Here is an 18,798-nt window from a genome sequence, read left to right on the forward strand (position 1 = left end):
ACGGCCTGAATGGTAAACGCGCGGTTAGGTTTTGATGACAGTTCGATGACAAATGGCTGTTTTTAGCGGTTTTTCGTCAGAGCGCCTTATAACCGAATGCCTCCGCTGCGAGCTTCACCACTTCGGGGTCGGGCTCGGGAAAGTCCATCGGCACCAGCTTCTCAAGCGTCTTGGCCACATATTTCAGCGCGGCGATGCGCCCGGCCTTCCGGTTGTTATTGTCGATCACATGCCATGGGGCGGATTTGCTGTCCGTCTTGGCGAACATGGCGTGCATGGCGTCCAGATAATCGTCGCGCCGCGCCCGGTTGCGATAGTCATCGGCGCCCGTCTTCCACCGCTTCCACGGGGTATCAAGCCGCTGGGCGAGTTGCTCGTCCTGCGTTTCCTGCGTGATGTGGACGAACAGCTTGACGATGTTGGTGCCCGCGTCCGCCTGCTGTTTCTCGAAGGCATTGATTTCATCATAGGCCCGCTTCCATTCGGCCTTTGAACAATAGCCTTCCACCCGTTCGACAAGCACGCGGCCGTACCAGCTACGGTCGAAGATCGCGATATGCTTGCCCGCGGGCAGGCGGGTCCAGAAGCGCCAGAGGAAATGGTGGTCGCACTCCTCCGGGGTGGGAGCGGCGATGGGCCATACGCGGTAATAGCGCGGGTCCCAATCGGCCGTCATGCGCTTGATGATCCCGCCCTTGCCCGCCGCGTCCCAGCCTTCCAACAGGATGACGCTGCGCCGGTCATGGATGATGTGGGCGACTTGAATCTTGGCCAACCGCTCCTGCAGGCCGGCCAGTTCGGCCTCATAGTCGCCCTTGAGTTTTACGCCCTTCTCATAATCGGCAAGGTCGATGGCCATGCGATCTTCTCCTTCTCCGTCGCGATCAAGCAACGCTTGGGCAAAGGAAAAGTCAAATCGCAGTCAGTCCGGCACGAAGGAGATCCCAGCTTCCGCTGGGATGACGGGTAACGGTCAGGCTTTGGCCTGTGGCTCCACGACCCGGATGTGCAATTCGCGGAGTTGCTTGAGTTCAGCCTGCGAAGGTGCTCCCATCAGCAGGTCCTCGGCGCGCTGGTTCATCGGGAACAGCGTGATCTCGCGCAGGTTGTGCGCGCCGCAGAGCAGCATCACGATGCGATCCACGCCCGCTGCCATGCCGCCATGCGGCGGCGCGCCGTACTGGAAGGCGCGGTAGAGGCCGCCGAAGCGTTCCTCGACATCGGCCTGGCTGAGGCCCACCTTCTCAAACGCCTTGACCATCAGTTCCGGCGACTGGTTACGGATCGAGCCCGAAGCAATCTCATAGCCATTGCAGACCATATCATATTGATAGGCCTTGATCGTCAGCGGGTCTTGATGTTCCAGCGCGTCCATGCCGCCCTGCGGCATGGAGAAGGGATTGTGCGCGAAGTCGATCGACTTCGATTCCTCATCATATTCGTAGAAGGGGAAATCGACGATCCAGCACAGTTCGAAGCGATCCTTGTCGATCAGGTCGAGCTGCTCGCCCACGCGGATGCGCGCAAGGCCGGCGAGCTTGGCCGCCTGGCTTTCCTTGCCCGCCGCGAAGAACACGCCGTCATTCGGCCCGAGGCCCAGTGCGTCGATCAGCTTCGCCGTGCGTTCTTCGCCATGATTCTTGGCGATGGGACCGCCGGGCACGCCATCCTTGATGTTGATATAGCCCAGGCCCGAATAGCCTTCTGCCCGCGCCCAGTTGTTCATCTCGTCAAAGAATTTGCGGCTGCCAGCGCCCGCACCCGGCGCCGGGATCGCGCGAATGACGCTGCCGCTCTCCACCAGAGAGGCGAAGATGCCGAAGCCCGAGCCGTGGAAATGCTCGGTCACGTCCTGGATGATGATCGGGTTACGCAGATCGGGCTTGTCCGAGCCATATTTCAGGATCGCTTCATCATAGGGGATGCGCGGGAAGCTGCCGGAGGGGGTGACCGGCTTGCCATCGGCGAACTGTTCGAACACCTGGGCGATCACCGGCTCCATCGTGTTCCACACATCTTCCTGGGTGACGAAGCTCATTTCGAGGTCGAGCTGGTAGAACTCGCCCGGCAGGCGGTCGGCGCGCGGGTCTTCGTCGCGGAAACAGGGCGCGATCTGGAAATAGCGGTCGAAGCCCGCCACCATCAGCAGCTGCTTATATTGCTGCGGCGCCTGCGGCAGGGCGTAGAATTTCCCGGCATGGATGCGGCTCGGCACCAGGAAATCGCGCGCACCCTCCGGGCTGCTCGCGGTCAGGATCGGCGTTGAATATTCGGTAAAGCCGATCCCTTCCATGCGGCGGCGCATGTCGGAGATGATCTTGGTCCGCTTGACGATGTTCGCGTGCAGCGTCTCACGCCGCAGATCGAGGAAGCGGTAACGCAGGCGGATATCCTCGGGATATTCCTGCTCTCCCGCGACCGGCAGCGGCAGGTCGGCGGCGGCGGACAGCAGCACGGCGTCCAGCGCGCGGATTTCGATCTCGCCGGTCGGAAGGTTAGGGTTCACAGCCTCCTTGGCGCGCGCCACGACCTTGCCGGTCACGGTCACGACGCTTTCGGCGCGCAGCGATTCGATCACCTTGAACACCGGACCGTCCACTTCGGTGACGATCTGCACCATGCCATAATGGTCGCGCAGGTCGATGAAGACCAGATCGCCATGGTCGCGCTTGCGATGGACCCAGCCCGATACGCGCACCTCATTACCAACTTCGGCCGATGTCAGGGCGCCGCAGGTATGAGTGCGATAGGCGTGCATGGCGTTTTGGTCTTTCGCTTGCGTTTTACGGAAATGACAAATTGTTGCAGCCCCGCTATGGGCGGTCTTGTCGAACATCGACGAGCCCGCCGGGGAGCGGGCCAGCCCATAATAAGATCGAAGACCATATGCAAATCCATCCGCTGATTACCGACAGCAAGACTCTCGCTTCATTTTGCGCCCGGATCGCCCAATCGCCCTATATCGCGGTCGATACCGAGTTCATGCGTGAAAACAGCTATTGGCCCGACCTTTGCCTGGTGCAGGTCGCCGACGAGAATGAAGCTGCCGCCATCGATCCCAAGGCGCCCGGCCTGGACCTTTCGCCCCTGCTCGACCTGCTGGTCGATAATGAGGATGTGCTGAAGGTCTTTCACGCTGGCGGGCAGGACCTGGAGATCATCTACAATCTGACCGGCAAGACGCCGCATCCGCTATTCGACACGCAGATCGCGGCGATGGCGCTCGGCCTGGGCGAGCAGATTGGCTATGGCAACCTCGTCGATGCGTGGCTGGGGGTGCAACTCGACAAGGGCGCGCGTTTCACCGATTGGGCGCGCCGTCCGCTCGACAAGCGGCAGATCGACTATGCCATCGGCGACGTCACCTACCTCATCCAAATCTTCCCGAAGATGCTGGAAGAGTTGAAGCGCACGGGACGCGGCGACTGGCTCGACCAGGAAATGGAGCGGATCAGCGACGCGGAAAATTACGTGAATGAGCCCGCCGAAGCGTGGAAGCGCGTCCGCATCGCCAGTCGCAAGGCCGATGTGCTCGGCCGCCTGAAGGCGCTCGCCGCCTGGCGCGAGATCGAAGCGCAGGACAAGAACCTCCCCCGCGGCCGCATCGTCAAGGACGAGACGCTGGCCGACATCGCCAGCCACCCGCCCCGCGCGCAGGAGGATCTCGGCAAGGTGCGAGGCCTGTCCGCCACCTGGAAGACGAATGATATCGGCGCGCGGTTGATGCAGGCGCTCGCCAGCCACCAGCCCCTGGACAAGGACGAAATGCCCGAGCGCGATCCCAAGCGCCCCGGCCTGGGGAAGGACGGCGCGCTGGTTGCCGACTTGCTCAAGCTGCTGCTCAAGATCCGGTCGCGCGACATCAATGTGGCCTCGCGGCTGATTGCCCGGTCCGATGATATCGATGCGCTGGCGGCGGGGGTTCGCGACGACCTCTCCATCCTCGAAGGCTGGCGTTACGAACAATTCGGCCGCGATGCCGTTGATCTGGTCGAAGGCCGCCTAGCCTTTGCGGTCAAGGGCGGGCGCCTCAAGATGACACGCACCGAATAGGAGCAGATGATATGCGGATCGCCGCGCTTCTTCCCTTCGCCCTGCTGGCGGCTTGCTCGGGAGCTGGCGGTCAGGGCCCCGCCGGCCCGCAGCCTGTCGAAGGGGCGTGCCGGAATGACGGGCTGGACCGCTTTGTCGGACAGAAGGCAAGTGCGGAGGTGGGGGCGCAACTTCTTGCCGCCTCGGGAGCCCGCACGCTGCGCTGGGGTGCGCCGGGGATGGCCATGACGATGGACTTTCGCGCGGATCGGCTGACCGTCAGCTATGATGAGGGGATGACGATCACTTCGGCGCGGTGCGGTTGATCATGGAGAGCGGGACAACGGCGTCGGAGCTGATCGACGGGCGGATTCGCGAACTGCCGGATTGGCGCGGCGACATGCTTGGGCATGTCCGCAGCCTGATCCATGCGGCGGTGCCCGAAGTTGTCGAAGAATGGAAATGGCGCGGCGTGCCGGTCTGGTCGCATGGCGGCATCCTCTGCACCGGAGAGACTTACAAGGACAAGGTCAAGCTGACCTTCGCCAAGGGTGCCGCGCTCCCTGACCCGTCAGGTTTGTTCAACGCCAGCCTGGACGGCAATGCCCGACGCGCGATCGACATTTACGAAGGCGACCACGTCGATGCGGAAGCGCTGAAGGCGCTCATCCGCACCGCAGCGCAACTGAACGCAGCCAAGAGCAAGGCAGGCCGGCAGGCGTAGCCTCAGCACTCCAGCCCGATCAGCGTGCCGCCACCGACGCGGCCGACATGGCGCTTCCCATCGATTTCCAACCAGTCGGGCGTCACTTCCAACCGCCGTCCCCGGATCGTGGTGCGTAGATGCTCCACCGCGATACGGTTGCGCGCCACGATCCTCAGCACCGCCATGCCATCGCCGCGCGCCGCCATGACGCTGTAGCGGTCGCCTCGGAGCAGAAAGTGCCAGCTGCCATCGGTTGGCAGCCATTCATTGCCGTCGATCACCTGCACCGGCGCCCCGTCGGCCGCGCCCATGCGCAGGCTGATCCGGGTCGCGCCATTGCTGCGCCGGGGCGGCGCGAAGATCAGGATCGGCTCGCCATCCAGCGTCAGAGGAATGGGCGTGTCACGCAACTGCCGCGAGCCGCCCAGGATCAGGGTCGGCAGCTCAGGCGAAAAAGGCAGGCGGTCGCGGGCGAAATGGCGCTGCCGCACCACCGGATTGGTATGAAAACTGTGCACCTGCGTGGATGTCAGCCGCCCCTCCTCCACCAACCCATGGCATGTGGGGCAGAGCAACGTCGCGCCGTTGCTTTCGGGCAATCGCAGATAGCGGTAGATGGTGACGCCGCAACGGACGCAGGCGAAGCCGCATGCCTGCCGGATATCTTCTCGCTGCTGGCTCGAAAGCAAAGGCAACGGCGGCATCACGGGCAAGCTCATGGACGAAAATCCCCTTGCAGCGCCGCCCCGCTTCATTGCGGATCGGCGTTACCCTGGAGGCGTCCTTCCCATGTCGGGGCTCTGGCAGGCCCTTCATCTGTACATCGTTAAAATAATTGGCGCGAAGTCAAGTAGGATTGCGAATCAGCGCTGCGGCAGCAGGTCCAGATTGCGGGATGCTGCTATGTTGCGAATGCGCCCAGGGCGCGGCATGGACTTGATCGCAATTTCCGCAATGTCGCCAGCACTGAAAAGCTCCACATTGCCAACGTCGAAGATGCGTTGACCGAAAGTCTGGGTGATGCGCACACTCCGGATGCTCGACAGCGCAATCTCCGTCCGCTGCTTCGACAGCAGACCGCGCTCCATCAGCACTTCGCGGTCGGACAGCGCCAACCGCTCACCCTTGGCCCGCAGCCACCACACGCCGATCGCGAGCAGGCCGACAACCGATATCAGCAGCAGAATGAACAGAAAAGGATGCGCGCGGAACATCGCAGGATGCTCGTCATACAGCCACGCTTCACTCATCAGTCGCCCCGTCCAAAGATGCAGCCGGACATGATCATGGATGGCGTGCCTGCGTCAATCCTTGGCTAGCGCATCCTTTTTGTGGGCGGCGCGCTTGCCATCGCCGGTTTCGACGATGAACTGCGGATCATCCTTTGACGCCGCAACCTTGTGCCCTTTGATCTGCGTAGGGCTGGTCTGCTTCTTCACAACCTTGCCATGCGCCTCGCTCCCATGGCTTTTCCAACTTACCTTGTCACCGGGCTTGGGTTCCTGCTTCATGCTGCATCCTCCTCACGAACGAGAACCCAGCAGCATGACGCAGGTTGCGCGTGGCCCTAGCTTTCGTCGCCCATACGGAGCGCGGCGATGAAGGCTTCCTGCGGAATCTGGACGCTGCCATATTCGCGCATCCGCTTCTTGCCCTCTTTCTGCTTTTCGAGGAGCTTCTTCTTACGCGTGATGTCGCCGCCATAGCATTTGGCGGTCACGTCCTTGCGCATCGCCGCGATGGTCTCGCGCGCGATCACCTTGCCGCCGATCGCTGCCTGGATCGGAATCTTGAACAGATGGCGGGGGATCAGGTCCTTCAGCCGCTCGCACATATGCCGCCCGCGCGCTTCGGCGGCGCTGCGGTGAACGATCATGCTGAGTGCATCGACCGGCTCATTGTTGACGACGATGCTCATCTTGACGAGGTCGCCCTCGCGCGTGCCGATCTGGTGATAGTCGAAGCTCGCATAGCCCCGGCTGATCGATTTCAGGCGATCGTAAAAGTCGAACACCACTTCGTTGAGCGGCAGCTCGTAAGTCACCTGGGCGCGCCCGCCGACATAGGTCAGGTTCTTCTGGATGCCGCGCCGGTCCTGGCAGAGCTTCAGGATCGAGCCGAGATATTCGTCAGGACAATAGATCACCGCCTCGATCCACGGCTCCTCGATCATCTCGATATGATTGGGATCGGGCATGTCGGCCGGGTTGTGCAGATGGCGCACCGTCCCGTCCTTCATGTGCATCTCATAGACCACCGACGGCGCGGTGGTGATGAGGTCGAGATCATATTCACGGGTCAACCGCTCCTGGATGATCTCCAGGTGGAGCAGGCCCAGAAAACCGCAGCGGAAGCCGAAACCGAGCGCCGCCGACGTTTCCATTTCGAAGGAGAAACTGGCGTCGTTGAGGCGAAGCTTGGAGATACTGTCGCGCAGCTTTTCGAAATCATTGGCATCGACAGGGAAGAGGCCGCAGAAAACCACCGGCTGCACTTCCTTGAAGCCTGGCAGCGGCGCCTTGGCCGGATTCTTGACCGTTGTGATCGTGTCGCCGACGCGGGTCTGGCTGATGTCCTTGATCTGCGCGGTGATGAAGCCGATCTCTCCGGGCCCCAGTTCCGGCAGCGCTTCGATCTTGGGCCGCATGCAACCAACGCGATCGATCAGATGCTCCGTGCCCCCGATCATGAACTTGATGTTCTGGCCCTTCTTGATGACGCCGTTGACGACGCGCACCAGGATGACGACGCCGAGATAAGGATCATACCAGCTATCGACCAGCATCGCTTCCAGCGGAGCGTCGCGATCACCCTTGGGCGGCGGGATCTTGGCGACGATGGCTTCGAGCACCTCGTCGATGCCGATGCCGGACTTCGCGCTCGCCAGCACCGCTTCGGATGCGTCGAGGCCGATCACTTCCTCAATTTCCGCGCGCACCTTTTCCGGCTCGGCAGCGGGCAGGTCGATCTTGTTGAGTACCGGCACGATCTCATGATCATGCTCGATCGACTGATAGACGTTCGCCAGCGTCTGCGCTTCCACACCCTGCGCGGCGTCGACGACCAGCAGCGCGCCTTCGCACGCGGCAAGCGACCGGCTCACTTCATAGGCGAAGTCCACATGGCCCGGCGTGTCCATGAGGTTGAGTTCGTAGGTTTCCCCATTTTTCGCGACATAGTCGAGACGCACGGTCTGCGCCTTGATGGTGATGCCGCGCTCCTTCTCGATATCCATATTGTCGAGCACCTGCGCGCTCATCTCGCGGTCGGTGAGGCCCCCGGTGCGCTGGATCAGCCGGTCGGCCAGCGTCGATTTGCCATGGTCGATATGGGCGATGATCGAGAAATTGCGGATATGCGAGAGGTCGGTCATGGCCGCGCCCTAGCAGCCATTTGCCGGCCTGTCAGCAGTGCAGCGAAGGGCGCGCGCCGTCTGTAGGCAAGAGCGGTGGGCTATGCTAAAGGCCGCTTGTTCTTCGCGGGCTCGCATCATAATCAGAAATGGCTTTTCATCCGCACAAACAGGGGAATTGGGGCAATGTTGAAGACGGTTTCCGCGCTGCTCGTTACGGTGTCGGTGGCGGTGACGCCGATCGCGGCAAGTGCGCAGACGAACATGAGTTCGTCCGGCAAGACGTATAAGGATGGCACTACCAAGGGGGCTTCGTCCGGCCGCCGCGCACAGGAGCGCGCCACCCAGGAAATCCCACGCTGCACCCGCCGCATCGGCACCGTCGCTATCGTCGAGCCGGACAATCAGTGGTGGCGTGAGCTGAACCTGGGTAGCCCGGAGGCGATCCTGAAGGTGTTCATCCAGCAGTCTGGCTGCTTCGGTCTCGTCAACCGCGGTCGCGCCATGCAAAGCCGCGCGATGGAACGCGCCATGGCTGATTCGGGCGAGCTCCAGGCCGGCTCCAACCTGGGTCGGGGCCAGGTGAAGGCCGCCGACTATTATCTGGAGCCCGACATCGTCTCTTCCAACCGCAATTCGGGCGGTGGCAATGTCGGCGGCATGCTGGGCGGCCTGATGGGCGGTTTTGGCGGCGCGGTCCTGGGCGGACTCAACATCAAGAAGAAAGAAGCCAACGTCACGCTGTCGATCGTGAACGCCCGCACGACCGAGGAAGAGGCGCTGACCGAGGGCTACGCCCGCAAGACCGATATCGGCTTCGGCGGCGGCGCGGGTGGCGGCTGGTGGGGCGGTTTTGCGGCCGCCGGCGGCAGCGGTTACCAGAATACGGAGATCGGCCAGGTCATCGTGCTCGCCTATCTCGACGCCTATACCAAGCTTGTCACGCAGCTGGGCGGCCTGCCCGCCAATGCTGCTGCGGCGGCTCCGCGCGCGCAGTAAGAACAGTGATCAGGAAGGGGCGCTGCCGGATAGAGGCGGCGCCCTTTTTTGTGTCTTCGATTGGCTGGGGTGCGCCGACTTCTTTAGCGGGTCAGGTGGGATCTACCGCCACCTCGCCCGGTATCCTGACCTTCTCACGCCGCCTGCGCCACCAGGCCAGAATAGCTTCGCCAACGGGCCGCTCGACCAAGCGATTGATCGCGGTTCCGAGCGTCAGGGCAACGAGGAAGGCCGTCGAAAACGCGATCCATGGGCTGTAACCCAGCTCCGCCAGCTTCAGCATCACGACAAAGCCCACATGCTGGTGGATCAGGTAGAAGGAATAGCTGATGCCGCCAATCCACAGCAGCGGCCGCGCCGCGATCCACCGCAGGCGGCCGGCAATCAGCGCGGCGAAGCCCGCCAGCAGCAGGCAGGCGATCAGCGTCACGTCCCAGCTTTCCATCGCGGCAACGGACAACAGCGCAAGCACTGCATAAGGCATCTGCTGCCGCCAGCGGCGTCGCCCCGCCCAGACGCGATAAGACAGCATGCCGATGACGAAAAACGGCACATAGCGCAGCACGAAGAGCATCACGATGCGTTCGGGCATGTCCGGCCAGAACCCGTAGATCCCGCGCAGCACCAGCCAAAGCGCGAGCATGGGTTCCAGCCATTTCATCCCCACCCATTTCCACAGGGCGATCATGCAGAAGTAAAAGGCGATCTCGACCGTCAACGTCCAATAGGCCCCATCCACCTCCGGCAAGAAGGCAAAGCCCTGAAGCATGGTGATATTGGCCAGGATCGCTGCAGGGCCAATCAGCAATTGGGACGCTTTGGCGAGATATTCGACGGACAGCGTCAGCAGCATCGCGACGAGATAGGCGGGGTAGAGCCGCGCAACGCGGTTCACTACAAAGTCGGCGACGCTGCCAATCCGATCGAGCGTGAAGAAGATGGCAAAGCCGGAAATCGTGAAGAACAGCAATACCCGGTAATTGCCTCCCGGGAAGCTGAACGGCACATGCGCTGCCTGCGGAAACAGCTCATGAAAGCGCGTCGAATAATGGAAAACCAGCACGCAGAGAGCGCCGATCCCGCGCAAGGCGTCCAATTCCGACAGGCGGGTTCGATGAGGCGGTCCACTCACCCGGCGGGAATAGCAATCAAACAGCAATCAATCGTTAAAATGACCGCCAATCGGAAACAGAATGGCATTTCCATGTGCTGCGGAGCAGCTGGGTGGACCTAAGGCTTACGAACCTCTGCTACCCGTTTCAGCTGCGCAAGCTGTTCCCCGAGAACCTTATCCACCATCGGCGCGATCGGGGCCATGCCCATGCGTACATAGCCGCCCGCCACATAACCCACCGTGACCCGGACGCCCTTCTTCGTCGGGGTAATGGTGATATCGAGCGTTCCCATGACGCCTTCCGCCTGCAACGGTCCCAAGGCTCCCGATAGACGCAATTGCTTATGGGGCGCGGCAAAAATGACGCGGGCATGTTCAACGCTGCCGGAGGAGCCACCGGGGCCCGGCAGGCGCTCACAGAAACAGCCTCCAGCGCGCGGCTCCAGGGTGAGATTTCCCGCAACGCCGCTATAGGTGTGTGCGCTGCTCCACCAGCGATCCGGGGCCGCGAGCAGCGCGTAAACGCTCTGGGCATCTGCAGCAATTTCGACGCTGTTTTCAATCGCGAAGCCGCTGTCCTTGATCGACGTCACGGCCCCATGTGCGGCGGACGCGCCTAACAAGGCAAAAGCGCTGATCGCGGAGAAAATTCGTCGCATGGCTGCCCCCTCCCCCAATCATGTTCGGGGAGGGGAGAGTAGCTCAGGACTTGCTGCTGTCCAATATCGCGGCAATCGCGGCCGTCACATCGTCCATGTCAGCCATGCCATCGACCCGCGACACGATGCCGCGCGCTTCGTAGATGGGAAGGATCGGCGCGGTCTTGGCGCGATATTCAGCCATGCGGGTCCGCACGGTTTCTTCATTATCGTCTGGACGGCGCTTGAAATCGTGCCCGTGGCACTTGTCACACTCGCCTTCGACCTTCGGCTGCTTGAAGCTGTCATGATAGCCTTCGCCGCAGCTGGCGCAGGTGAAGCGGCCGGTGATGCGCTCGACCAGCGCGTCCTCATCGACGTCGAGTTCGATGACATGATCCAACGTCCGGCCGCGATCCGCGAGGATGGCGTCGAGCGAATGGGCCTGCGCCTCGGTGCGCGGATAGCCGTCGAAGATCACACCGGTTCCGGCGGTCAGACCATCCAGCGCCTCGCCGATGATACCGGACACGATCTCGTCCGAAACCAGCTCGCCCGCTTCCATCACTGCCTTGGCCTTGAGGCCGATCGGCGTCTGGGCCTTTACGGCGGCACGCAACATGTCGCCGGTCGATAGCTGCACCATGCCGCGGCTCTCAACCAGACGGCTGGCCTGCGTGCCCTTACCCGCTCCTGGAGGACCCAGCAGAATGATATTCATGCGCGCATACTCCCCTGTTCTTGCGCCTTGACGTGATGCGCCTTTAGCGCAGGCGACCCTTCAGCTTGGCCTTCTTGATCAGATCGCCATATTGATGAGCCAGCAGATGGCTCTGGATCTGCGTCACGGTATCGACCGTAACGTTAACGACGATCAGCAGGCTGGTGCCGCCGAGATAAAAGGGAATGCCCGCCCGCGCGATGGCAAATTCCGGCACCAGGCAGATAATCGCCAGATAAGCGGCCCCGATCACCGTGATCCGGGTCAGAACATAATCCAGATAATTTTCCGTGTTCTTGCCAGGACGGATGCCAGGAATGAAACCACCGTTGCGCTTCAGATTATCGGCCGTCTCTTCCGGATTGAACACAACCGCCGTGTAGAAGAAGCAGAAAAACACGATGCCGAGGCCATAGAGCCCCATATAGACGGGACTGCCGTGCGACAGATACTGATTGAGCGTCAGCACGAAGTCGCCAAGCCTGCTCTCGCCTGCCACGGTCTGGCCGGCAAATTGCGAAATGGTCAGCGGCATCAGCAGCAGCGAGCTTGCGAAGATCGGCGGGATCACGCCGGCCGTGTTGACCTTCAACGGCAGATGACTGCGATCGGCCTGCATCAATCCCTGGCGCGTCTGGCGCTTGGGATATTGGATCAGCACCCGGCGCTGCGCGCGCTCCATGAAGCAGATCAGCAGGATCAGGCCAACGGCCATCGCAATGACCAGTACGATCAACAGGCCAGAAATCGACCCTTCGCTGCCGGACTTGAACAGGTTGCTGAGCGTAACAGGCAGCTGCGCGACAATGCCCGCCATGATGATGAGGCTGACGCCGTTGCCGATGCCACGCGAGGTAATCTGCTCACCCAGCCACATCAGGAACATCGTGCCGCCGATCAGCGAGATGACCGCCGCGATCCGGAATAGGAAGCCGGGATCGACCACGGCCTGAACGCCCGACTGCGCGCCGAAACTTTCCAGGCCCACAGCGATGAAATAGCCCTGGACGGCGGTCAGGCCGACCGTTCCGTAACGCGTATATTGGTTGAGCTTCTTGCGGCCGCTTTCACCTTCCTTTTTGATCGCCGCGAGTTGCGGCGAAAGGGAGGCGGCGAGCTGAACCACGATCGACGCCGTGATGTATGGCATCACGCCGAGCGCGATCAAGCTCATGCGTGAGAGCGAACCACCCGAGAAGGTGTTGAAGATGTCGAGAATACCGCCATTCGTCTGCTTGTAGAGCTGAGACAGCGCGGTCGGATCGACGCCCGGCAGCGGCACGAAGCTCAGAAAGCGGAAGACGATCAGCGCGCCCAGCGTAAACCACAGGCGCTTCTTGAGGTCGGTCGCCTGGCTGAACTTCGCCAGGCTGAGATTGGATGCGAGCTGGTCGGCTCTCGATGCCATGGTGGCTGCCCTTCAAAACACTCTTGCCGGAGTCACGGCCCGGCGTGAATCGCTAACCCATTAGCGAGCGCGATCCGCCCTGTCGAACGGGGAGTTGCGCTTCACGCGACAAAGCTTCCCTGAAACAGATGACCCCGCCGGCCCATATCGGACAGCGGGGTCATGCTTGCAAGCCTCGGAAGTCGGCTCAGCCCTTCTTGGCGGCCTTCTTCGCAGCCAGGGCGGTGCCCTTCTTGGCCTTTGCCTTCTCGGCCGCCGGCACGACCTCAATCACTTCGACCTTGCCGCCAGCCTTTTCGACCGCCTCGATGGCGCCCTTCGAAGCTCCGGAGACGAGCAGGTTGACCTTGGCGGTCAGCTCGCCCTTGCCGAGCAGACGGACGCCGTCCTTGCCGCCGCGCGACAAAGCAGCAGCCTTCAGCGCCGCATGGTCGATGGTCGCATTGGCGTCCAGCTTGCCGGCGTCGATCGCCTTCTGCAGCGCGCCCAGGTTCACGATCGCGTAATCCTTGGCGAAGATGTTGTTGAAGCCCCGCTTAGGCAGACGCATGTGGAGCGGCATCTGACCGCCCTCGAAGCCGTTGATGGCGACGCCCGAGCGTGCCTTGGCACCCTTCTGGCCGCGACCGGCGGTCTTGCCCTTGCCCGAGCCGATACCGCGGCCGACGCGCATCCGGCCCTTGCGGGCGCCGGCATTGTCGTTGAGTTCGTTAAGCTTCATGATGTGCACTCGCTTTCGCTATGTTCGCGCTGAAAACACGTAATCCTCTCCCGCACGCGGGAGAGGATATGGAGGCTTGCCAGCTTGCTGGTTAGCCGAAGCGGGAGAGGGCTTCTGCCCTCACCGCTGCAACCAAGGCCCACCCTGCGGACCCAAGTCTCGCTGCCTCCCCCGCACGCGGGAGAGGCAAGGGGTCAGTCGACCACCTGCACCATATGGGGCAGCTTCTTGATGGCACCGCGGACTTCCGCCGTGTCTTCCAACTCCACCACTCGATGCATCTTGCCGAGGCCCAGGCCGATCAGAATCTTCTTCTGGTCGGCAGGGCGGCGGATCGGCGAACCGATCTGCTTGATCTTGATCTTCGCCATGTCGCTTTACTCCGCAATCGCTTCGGCATCAGCCTGCGCGACTTCGGCCGAGGCGCCACCGCGACGCAGAAGGTCGGCGACCTTCTTGCCACGACGCTGCGCCACCGACTTCGGGCTGGTCTGTTCGCCCAGCGCCGCGAAGGTCGCACGGATCATGTTATAGGGGTTGGACGTGCCGTTCGACTTGGTCACGACGTCCGCCACGCCGAGGCTTTCGAACACGGCGCGCATCGGACCACCGGCGATGATGCCGGTACCGGCCGGAGCCGAACGGACCGTCACCTTGCCCGCGCCAAAATGGCCAAGGCCATCATGGTGCAGCGTGCGGCCTTCCTTCAGCGGAACGCGAACCATCGCCTTCTTGGCCGAAGCGGTCGCCTTGCTGATGGCTTCGGGCACTTCGCGCGCCTTGCCATGGCCGAAGCCCGCGCGGCCCTTGCCGTCGCCGACAACGACCAGAGCAGCGAAACCGAAACGCTTACCGCCCTTGACGGTCTTCGAGACGCGGTTGATGTGAACCAGCTTCTCGATCAGCTCTTCGCCCTGCTCCTCGTCGCGGTTGCCGCGACGGTCGTCGCGACGGCCACGGCCGCCACGCTCGCCACGGTTGCGGTCACCGCCACCCCGGTTGCCACGGCCACGGCCGGGACCACGACCTTCGGTCGGTGCGGCTTCGCCGCCCTCGACAGCAGCGGGAGCGCCCGCCTGCGACTGGATATCGTTTTCGTCAGCCATGATCAGAACTCCAGCCCGCCTTCGCGGGCGGCATCGGCCAGCGCCTTGACGCGGCCATGGAAGAGGAAGCCACCACGGTCGAATACGACGCGGGTGACGCCGGCAGCAGTCGCCGCGGCGGCGACACGCTTGCCGACTTCAGCGGCTGCTTCGGAAGTGGCGCCGGTCTTACCACGCACGTCCTTGTCCAGGGTCGATGCGGCGGCCAGGGTCTTGCCCTGCGCATCATCAATGACCTGGGCGTAGATGTGGCGGCCCGAACGGTGGACGCTGAGGCGGGGCTTGTGGCCCGAAACTGCCTTGAGCGCGGTGCGGACGCGGCGACGACGCCGCGCGAAGAGGGAAAGCTTTGCCATCTTACTTCTTCTTCCCTTCCTTGCGGAAGATGAACTCGCCGGCGTACTTGATACCCTTGCCCTTATAGGGTTCGGGCTTGCGCCAGCGGCGGATCTCGGCGGCGACCTGACCCACCTTTTGCTTGTCAATGCCGCTGATCTCGACCGTGGTGTTATCCGGGGTCTTGATCTCGATCCCTTCAGGGATCTCGAAATCGACATCGTGCGAATAGCCGAGCTGCAGCTTCAAAGTCTTGCCCTGCGAGTTGGCGCGGTAACCCACGCCGGTGATCAGCAGCTTCTTCGAGAAACCCTCGGTCACGCCGGTGACAAGGTTCTGGATCAGCGTGCGCTGCATGCCCCAGAAAGCCCGTGCGGCTTTGGTGTCATTGGCCGGCTTCACCAGAATGCTGCCGTCCTCGATCGTGTAGCTGATCTCGTCGCGCAGCGGCAGCGCCAAGGTGCCCTTGGGGCCCTTGACCGACAGCAGCCCGCCTTCGATCGACGCCGTCACGCCCGAAGGCACGGCAATCGGCTTTTTACCCGTGCGGCTCATCAGAACACCTCCGCCAGCACTTCGCCGCCGACATTCTGCTCGCGCGCTTCCGCGTCGGACAGAACGCCGCGAGGCGTCGAGACAATGGTGATGCCCAAGCCGTTGCGCACGATCGGCAGTTCCTTGGAACCCGAATAGACGCGGCGACCAGGCTTGGACACGCGAGCGACATGCTTGATCGCAGGCTGGCCCTCGAAATATTTCAGTTCAATGCGCAGGCCGGGATGCTTGCCGAGCGTTTCCTCGGAATAGCCACGGATGTAACCTTCGCGCTGCAGCACGTCGAGCACACGGGCCCGAAGCTTCGAAGCGGGGGACACAACGCTGTCCTTCTTCGCCTGCTGCCCGTTGCGGATGCGGGTGAGCATATCACCCAGGGGATCGGTCAATGCCATCTCAAATGATCCTTACCAGCTCGACTTGGTGACGCCGGGGATCAGGCCCTTGTTGGCCAGATCACGCAGCTGCACGCGGCAGAGACGGAATTTGCGGTAGTAGGCCCGGGGACGGCCCGTCAGCTCGCAGCGGTTACGCACGCGAGTCGGGTTGCCGTTGCGGGGGATCTCCGCCATCTTCAGACGCGCGATCAGACGATCGCTGTCATCAGCCGTCGTATCATTCGCGATCGCCTTGAGCTTCGCATAGCGGCCGGCATATTTCTTCACCAGCTTCTTGCGGCGCTCGTTCTTGTTGATCGAACTCAGTTTCGCCATGACTTAAGTTCTCTTCCTTAGCTTTTAGCGTTTGGGAGAGAAGCGGGACCCGTTCAGGCCGCCTGCTTCTCTTCGAGCGGGAAGGGGAAGCCGAAGAGACGCAGCAATTCGCGCGCTTCCTCGTCCGTCTTCGCCGTGGTGGTCACGATGATGTCCATGCCGCGCACCTTGTCGATGCGGTCATAGTTGATCTCGGGGAAGATGATCTGCTCCTTGATGCCGAAGGCATAGTTGCCACGGCCGTCGAAGCTCTTCGGATTGAGACCTCGGAAGTCGCGCACACGGGGCAGAGCGACGTTGATCAGACGATCAAGGAACTCGTACATGCGCTCGCGACGCAACGTGACCTTGGCGCCGATGGGCATGCCTTCACGCAGCTTGAACTGCGCGATCGACTTGCGGGCCTTGGTGATGACCGGCTTCTGGCCGGCGATCAGCTCCATTTCCTCGGCGGCCGAAGTGACCTTCTTCTTGTCCTGGGTCGCTTCGCCGACGCCCATATTGAGCGTGATCTTTTCGATCTTGGGCACTTCCATGACGTTCTTGTAACCGAACTTCTCGGTCATCGCCTTGGCGATTTCGGCGTCATAGAGCGACTTGGAGCGCGGAGTGTACTTGTCGCTCATTACAGCACCTCACCGGACTTGACGGCGACGCGGACCTTCTTGCCGTCGCGGTCCTCGAAACGGACGCGGGTCGGCTTGCCATCCTTGTCGGCGACAGCGACGTTCGAAATGTGGAGCGGCGCGGGCTTGCGCTCGATACCACCCTGCGGGTTCGCCTGGTCGGGCTTGCGGTGACGCGCGTGCACGTTGATGCCTTCGACGAGGACCTTGTCGTCCTTCGGCAGCACCTGCAGGACGGCGCCGGTACGGCCCTTGTCCTTGCCAGCCAGGATGACGACCTTGTCGCCCTTCTTGATTCTAGCAGCGCTCATTACAGCACCTCAGGGGCGAGCGAGATGATCTTCATGTGCTTCTTGGCGCGCAGTTCGCGAACGACCGGGCCAAAGATACGGGTGCCGATCGGCTCCTCATTCTTGTTGATGAGCACAGCGGCATTGCCGTCGAAGCGAATCACGCTGCCATCAGCGCGACGCACGTCCTTGGCGGTGCGCACGATGACGGCGCGATGCACGTCACCCTTCTTCACCTTGCCACGAGGCGCAGCTTCCTTGATCGAGACGACGATGATGTCGCCTACGCTCGCGAAGCGACGCTTCGAGCCGCCCAGCACCTTGATGCACTGGACGCGCTTGGCGCCGCTGTTGTCAGCGACGTCAAGATTGGATTGCATCTGGATCATGGATCCGGTTCCTTCTTATTTGGCCTACCGGGACGATCCCGGCGGTTCCGAATTCGTGGTTTCGACCGGAAGATTCGAAACACGAAGCGCGGGCCTGTAACCTCTTCTTTCCGAAAAGGCCAGCCCCGCGTCCGAAATTTCGACCCTTAAGGTCGGTGACTGACCTCAGGCGGCCGTTTCCGGCGACTTGTGGGTGTCCACGCGCTCGATGACCTTCCAGGTCTTGAGCTTGGAAATCGGAGCGGTCTCCTCGATGCGGACCGTTTCGCCTTCCTTGTAGACATTGCCCTCGTCATGGGCATGGTACTTCTTCGAACGGCGGATGATCTTGCCGTAGAGCGCATGCTTAACCTTGCGCTCTACGCGAACCACCACCGTCTTGTCGGTCTTGTCGGAAACCACCGTTCCCGTCAGCACGCGCTTGGGCATCGTGTGTTTCCTTTACTTCGCGGCCGAGCGCGAACGCTCGGTCTGCAGGGTCTTGATCTGCGCGATCGACCGGCGGACTTCCTTTACCCGGCTGGGCTTTTCCAGCTGGTTGGTGGCCGCCTGGAAGCGCAGATTGAACTGCTCACGCTTCAGGTTGTTGAGTTCGGTCGACAGTTCGTCGTCCGTCTTGGTCTTGAGGTCGGCAACGTTCGCCACGGCTTAGCCCTCCAGGTGCGAGGTGTCGCCGAGGCGGGCAACGACCTTGGTCTTGACGGGCAGCTTCATCGCGGCGCGCGAGAATGCCTCTGCTGCGAGCGGGCCGGGTACGCCGTCCAGTTCGAACAGGATGCGGCCGGGCTTAACGCGGGCCGCCCAATATTCGACCGAACCCTTACCCTTGCCCTGACGGACTTCGGCGGGCTTCTTCGACACCGGAACGTCGGGGAACACCCGGATCCACAAACGGCCCTGACGGCGGATGTGACGGGTGATCGCACGGCGGGCCGCCTCGATCTGGCGCGCGGTGATCCGCTCGGGCTCCAAAGCCTTAAGACCATAGGAGCCGAAGTTCAGAGCCGAACCGCCTTTGGCGTCGCCCTTGATCCGGCCCTTGAAGGTCTTGCGGAACTTCATTTTCTTCGGTTGCAGCATGACGCTATTACC

Annotated in this window: 27 protein-coding genes; 4 read left to right on the forward strand and 23 right to left on the reverse strand. The window is 62.1% G+C overall.

The window, feature by feature from the left end; translation table 11 throughout:
* Positions 1-76: 76 nt before the first annotated feature.
* Both EP837_RS05895 and aspS read right to left on the reverse strand, forming a co-directional pair.
* Positions 77-859 (reverse strand): polyphosphate kinase 2 family protein, encoded by a 783-nt coding sequence (locus tag EP837_RS05895; RefSeq protein WP_066528823.1) that lies wholly within the window; start codon positions 857-859, stop codon positions 77-79.
* A gap of 114 nt (positions 860-973) precedes the next feature.
* Positions 974-2,758: an aspartate--tRNA ligase gene (gene aspS, locus EP837_RS05900; protein ID WP_066528824.1), complete on the reverse strand. Its 1,785-nt coding sequence runs from the start codon at positions 2,756-2,758 to the stop codon at positions 974-976.
* Between the two features lie 128 nt (positions 2,759-2,886).
* Here aspS and rnd point away from each other — a divergent pair, with 128 nt between their 5' ends.
* From rnd to EP837_RS05915, 3 genes are read left to right on the forward strand one after another with little or no spacing between them, the layout of a single operon-like run.
* Positions 2,887-4,053 carry a ribonuclease D gene (gene rnd / locus EP837_RS05905; protein WP_066525367.1) on the forward strand — a complete coding sequence of 389 codons (1,167 nt, stop codon included), beginning with the start codon at positions 2,887-2,889 and terminating at the stop codon, positions 4,051-4,053.
* Positions 4,054-4,064: 11 nt separating this feature from the next.
* Positions 4,065-4,358, forward strand: a complete 294-nt coding sequence (locus EP837_RS05910) for an I78 family peptidase inhibitor (protein ID WP_066525371.1) — start codon at positions 4,065-4,067, stop codon at positions 4,356-4,358.
* 2 nt (positions 4,359-4,360) lie between these two features.
* On the forward strand, positions 4,361-4,756 hold the full coding sequence (locus EP837_RS05915) for a DUF1801 domain-containing protein (RefSeq protein WP_066525374.1): 396 nt from the start codon (positions 4,361-4,363) through the stop codon (positions 4,754-4,756).
* Positions 4,757-4,758: 2 nt separating this feature from the next.
* Here the strand turns inward: EP837_RS05915 and EP837_RS05920 are convergent, their stop codons facing one another.
* The 4 genes from EP837_RS05920 to lepA form a co-directional block, all read right to left on the reverse strand.
* Entirely contained in the window at positions 4,759-5,457 is a 699-nt protein-coding gene (locus EP837_RS05920; protein WP_380801880.1) for a hypothetical protein, read from the reverse strand.
* A 144-nt stretch (positions 5,458-5,601) separates the two neighbouring features.
* Complete coding sequence (locus tag EP837_RS05925) at positions 5,602-5,988, reverse strand: PH domain-containing protein (RefSeq protein ID WP_066525376.1); 387 nt, start codon at positions 5,986-5,988, stop codon at positions 5,602-5,604.
* Between the two features lie 54 nt (positions 5,989-6,042).
* Complete coding sequence (locus EP837_RS05930; RefSeq protein ID WP_066525379.1) at positions 6,043-6,249, reverse strand: DUF2945 domain-containing protein; 207 nt, start codon at positions 6,247-6,249, stop codon at positions 6,043-6,045.
* A 56-nt stretch (positions 6,250-6,305) separates the two neighbouring features.
* Entirely contained in the window at positions 6,306-8,111 is a 1,806-nt protein-coding gene (lepA, locus tag EP837_RS05935) for a translation elongation factor 4 (protein ID WP_066525383.1), read from the reverse strand.
* Between the two features lie 243 nt (positions 8,112-8,354).
* Here lepA and EP837_RS05940 point away from each other — a divergent pair, with 243 nt between their 5' ends.
* Positions 8,355-9,089 carry a CsgG/HfaB family protein gene (locus tag EP837_RS05940; RefSeq protein ID WP_066528826.1) on the forward strand — a complete coding sequence of 245 codons (735 nt, stop codon included), beginning with the start codon at positions 8,355-8,357 and terminating at the stop codon, positions 9,087-9,089.
* A 91-nt stretch (positions 9,090-9,180) separates the two neighbouring features.
* On the opposite strand, the gene EP837_RS05945 is transcribed toward EP837_RS05940, so the two are convergent.
* The 17 genes from EP837_RS05945 to rplP all read right to left on the reverse strand — a co-directional run bounded on the left by EP837_RS05945 (position 9,181) and on the right by rplP (position 18,786).
* A complete protein-coding gene (locus EP837_RS05945) occupies positions 9,181-10,221 on the reverse strand; it encodes an acyltransferase family protein (RefSeq protein ID WP_066528832.1) in 1,041 nt (346 codons plus the stop codon).
* 98 nt (positions 10,222-10,319) lie between these two features.
* Positions 10,320-10,862, reverse strand: coding sequence for an SRPBCC family protein (locus EP837_RS05950; RefSeq protein WP_066525389.1), 543 nt, complete (start codon positions 10,860-10,862; stop codon positions 10,320-10,322).
* Between the two features lie 43 nt (positions 10,863-10,905).
* Positions 10,906-11,562: an adenylate kinase gene (locus EP837_RS05955; protein WP_066525391.1), complete on the reverse strand. Its 657-nt coding sequence runs from the start codon at positions 11,560-11,562 to the stop codon at positions 10,906-10,908.
* A 43-nt stretch (positions 11,563-11,605) separates the two neighbouring features.
* On the reverse strand, positions 11,606-12,970 hold the full coding sequence (gene secY / locus EP837_RS05960) for a preprotein translocase subunit SecY (protein ID WP_066525393.1): 1,365 nt from the start codon (positions 12,968-12,970) through the stop codon (positions 11,606-11,608).
* 187 nt (positions 12,971-13,157) lie between these two features.
* Complete coding sequence (gene rplO, locus EP837_RS05965) at positions 13,158-13,691, reverse strand: 50S ribosomal protein L15 (protein ID WP_066525395.1); 534 nt, start codon at positions 13,689-13,691, stop codon at positions 13,158-13,160.
* 194 nt (positions 13,692-13,885) lie between these two features.
* Positions 13,886-14,062, reverse strand: a complete 177-nt coding sequence (gene rpmD / locus EP837_RS05970; protein WP_066525397.1) for a 50S ribosomal protein L30 — start codon at positions 14,060-14,062, stop codon at positions 13,886-13,888.
* A 6-nt stretch (positions 14,063-14,068) separates the two neighbouring features.
* Positions 14,069-14,797, reverse strand: coding sequence for a 30S ribosomal protein S5 (rpsE, locus tag EP837_RS05975; protein WP_082919562.1), 729 nt, complete (start codon positions 14,795-14,797; stop codon positions 14,069-14,071).
* A gap of 2 nt (positions 14,798-14,799) precedes the next feature.
* On the reverse strand, positions 14,800-15,153 hold the full coding sequence (rplR, locus tag EP837_RS05980) for a 50S ribosomal protein L18 (RefSeq protein ID WP_066525400.1): 354 nt from the start codon (positions 15,151-15,153) through the stop codon (positions 14,800-14,802).
* A gap of 1 nt (position 15,154) precedes the next feature.
* A complete protein-coding gene (gene rplF, locus EP837_RS05985) occupies positions 15,155-15,688 on the reverse strand; it encodes a 50S ribosomal protein L6 (RefSeq protein WP_066525402.1) in 534 nt (177 codons plus the stop codon).
* A complete protein-coding gene (rpsH, locus tag EP837_RS05990) occupies positions 15,688-16,083 on the reverse strand; it encodes a 30S ribosomal protein S8 (RefSeq protein WP_066525405.1) in 396 nt (131 codons plus the stop codon). The genes rplF and rpsH overlap by 1 nt, the downstream gene beginning before the upstream one ends.
* 12 nt (positions 16,084-16,095) lie before the next feature.
* Entirely contained in the window at positions 16,096-16,401 is a 306-nt protein-coding gene (gene rpsN, locus EP837_RS05995; RefSeq protein ID WP_007686564.1) for a 30S ribosomal protein S14, read from the reverse strand.
* Positions 16,402-16,454: 53 nt separating this feature from the next.
* Positions 16,455-17,027, reverse strand: coding sequence for a 50S ribosomal protein L5 (rplE, locus tag EP837_RS06000; protein WP_066525408.1), 573 nt, complete (start codon positions 17,025-17,027; stop codon positions 16,455-16,457).
* Complete coding sequence (rplX, locus tag EP837_RS06005; RefSeq protein ID WP_066525414.1) at positions 17,027-17,338, reverse strand: 50S ribosomal protein L24; 312 nt, start codon at positions 17,336-17,338, stop codon at positions 17,027-17,029. Before rplX ends, rplE begins: the two co-directional genes overlap by 1 nt.
* Complete coding sequence (gene rplN, locus EP837_RS06010; protein WP_007686569.1) at positions 17,338-17,706, reverse strand: 50S ribosomal protein L14; 369 nt, start codon at positions 17,704-17,706, stop codon at positions 17,338-17,340. Before rplN ends, rplX begins: the two co-directional genes overlap by 1 nt.
* Positions 17,707-17,871: 165 nt before the next feature.
* Complete coding sequence (gene rpsQ / locus EP837_RS06015) at positions 17,872-18,135, reverse strand: 30S ribosomal protein S17 (RefSeq protein WP_006960320.1); 264 nt, start codon at positions 18,133-18,135, stop codon at positions 17,872-17,874.
* 12 nt (positions 18,136-18,147) lie between these two features.
* Entirely contained in the window at positions 18,148-18,351 is a 204-nt protein-coding gene (gene rpmC / locus EP837_RS06020; RefSeq protein WP_021244952.1) for a 50S ribosomal protein L29, read from the reverse strand.
* Between the two features lie 3 nt (positions 18,352-18,354).
* Positions 18,355-18,786: a 50S ribosomal protein L16 gene (gene rplP, locus EP837_RS06025; protein WP_037464435.1), complete on the reverse strand. Its 432-nt coding sequence runs from the start codon at positions 18,784-18,786 to the stop codon at positions 18,355-18,357.
* Between the last annotated feature and the right edge of the window lie 12 nt (positions 18,787-18,798).

This window comes from Sphingobium sp. EP60837 (assembly GCF_001658005.1).
GTDB lineage: Bacteria > Pseudomonadota > Alphaproteobacteria > Sphingomonadales > Sphingomonadaceae > Sphingobium > Sphingobium tyrosinilyticum.

Excerpts from the sequence above, each read along its gene's own strand:
- aspS (WP_066528824.1), bottom strand. The coding sequence starts at position 2,758 with ATGCACGCCTATCGCACTCATACCTGCGGCGCCCTGACATCGGCCGAA.
- rpmD (WP_066525397.1), bottom strand. The coding sequence starts at position 14,062 with ATGGCGAAGATCAAGATCAAGCAGATCGGTTCGCCGATCCGCCGCCCT.
- rpsQ (WP_006960320.1), bottom strand. The coding sequence starts at position 18,135 with ATGCCCAAGCGCGTGCTGACGGGAACGGTGGTTTCCGACAAGACCGAC.
- secY (WP_066525393.1), bottom strand. The coding sequence starts at position 12,970 with ATGGCATCGAGAGCCGACCAGCTCGCATCCAATCTCAGCCTGGCGAAG.
- lepA (WP_066525383.1), bottom strand. The coding sequence starts at position 8,111 with ATGACCGACCTCTCGCATATCCGCAATTTCTCGATCATCGCCCATATC.
- EP837_RS05910 (WP_066525371.1), top strand. The coding sequence starts at position 4,065 with ATGCGGATCGCCGCGCTTCTTCCCTTCGCCCTGCTGGCGGCTTGCTCG.
- rplP (WP_037464435.1), bottom strand. The coding sequence starts at position 18,786 with ATGCTGCAACCGAAGAAAATGAAGTTCCGCAAGACCTTCAAGGGCCGG.
- rpsH (WP_066525405.1), bottom strand. The coding sequence starts at position 16,083 with ATGGCATTGACCGATCCCCTGGGTGATATGCTCACCCGCATCCGCAAC.
- EP837_RS05930 (WP_066525379.1), bottom strand. The coding sequence starts at position 6,249 with ATGAAGCAGGAACCCAAGCCCGGTGACAAGGTAAGTTGGAAAAGCCAT.
- rnd (WP_066525367.1), top strand. The coding sequence starts at position 2,887 with ATGCAAATCCATCCGCTGATTACCGACAGCAAGACTCTCGCTTCATTT.
- EP837_RS05940 (WP_066528826.1), top strand. The coding sequence starts at position 8,355 with ATGAGTTCGTCCGGCAAGACGTATAAGGATGGCACTACCAAGGGGGCT.
- rpsN (WP_007686564.1), bottom strand. The coding sequence starts at position 16,401 with ATGGCGAAACTGAGTTCGATCAACAAGAACGAGCGCCGCAAGAAGCTG.
- EP837_RS05920 (WP_380801880.1), bottom strand. The coding sequence starts at position 5,457 with ATGAGCTTGCCCGTGATGCCGCCGTTGCCTTTGCTTTCGAGCCAGCAG.
- EP837_RS05915 (WP_066525374.1), top strand. The coding sequence starts at position 4,361 with ATGGAGAGCGGGACAACGGCGTCGGAGCTGATCGACGGGCGGATTCGC.
- rplX (WP_066525414.1), bottom strand. The coding sequence starts at position 17,338 with ATGAGCGCTGCTAGAATCAAGAAGGGCGACAAGGTCGTCATCCTGGCT.
- rplE (WP_066525408.1), bottom strand. The coding sequence starts at position 17,027 with ATGAGCGACAAGTACACTCCGCGCTCCAAGTCGCTCTATGACGCCGAA.
- EP837_RS05950 (WP_066525389.1), bottom strand. The coding sequence starts at position 10,862 with ATGCGACGAATTTTCTCCGCGATCAGCGCTTTTGCCTTGTTAGGCGCG.
- rplN (WP_007686569.1), bottom strand. The coding sequence starts at position 17,706 with ATGATCCAGATGCAATCCAATCTTGACGTCGCTGACAACAGCGGCGCC.
- EP837_RS05955 (WP_066525391.1), bottom strand. The coding sequence starts at position 11,562 with ATGAATATCATTCTGCTGGGTCCTCCAGGAGCGGGTAAGGGCACGCAG.
- rpsE (WP_082919562.1), bottom strand. The coding sequence starts at position 14,797 with ATGGCTGACGAAAACGATATCCAGTCGCAGGCGGGCGCTCCCGCTGCT.
- rplO (WP_066525395.1), bottom strand. The coding sequence starts at position 13,691 with ATGAAGCTTAACGAACTCAACGACAATGCCGGCGCCCGCAAGGGCCGG.
- rplF (WP_066525402.1), bottom strand. The coding sequence starts at position 15,688 with ATGAGCCGCACGGGTAAAAAGCCGATTGCCGTGCCTTCGGGCGTGACG.
- EP837_RS05925 (WP_066525376.1), bottom strand. The coding sequence starts at position 5,988 with ATGAGTGAAGCGTGGCTGTATGACGAGCATCCTGCGATGTTCCGCGCG.
- rplR (WP_066525400.1), bottom strand. The coding sequence starts at position 15,153 with ATGGCAAAGCTTTCCCTCTTCGCGCGGCGTCGTCGCCGCGTCCGCACC.
- EP837_RS05895 (WP_066528823.1), bottom strand. The coding sequence starts at position 859 with ATGGCCATCGACCTTGCCGATTATGAGAAGGGCGTAAAACTCAAGGGC.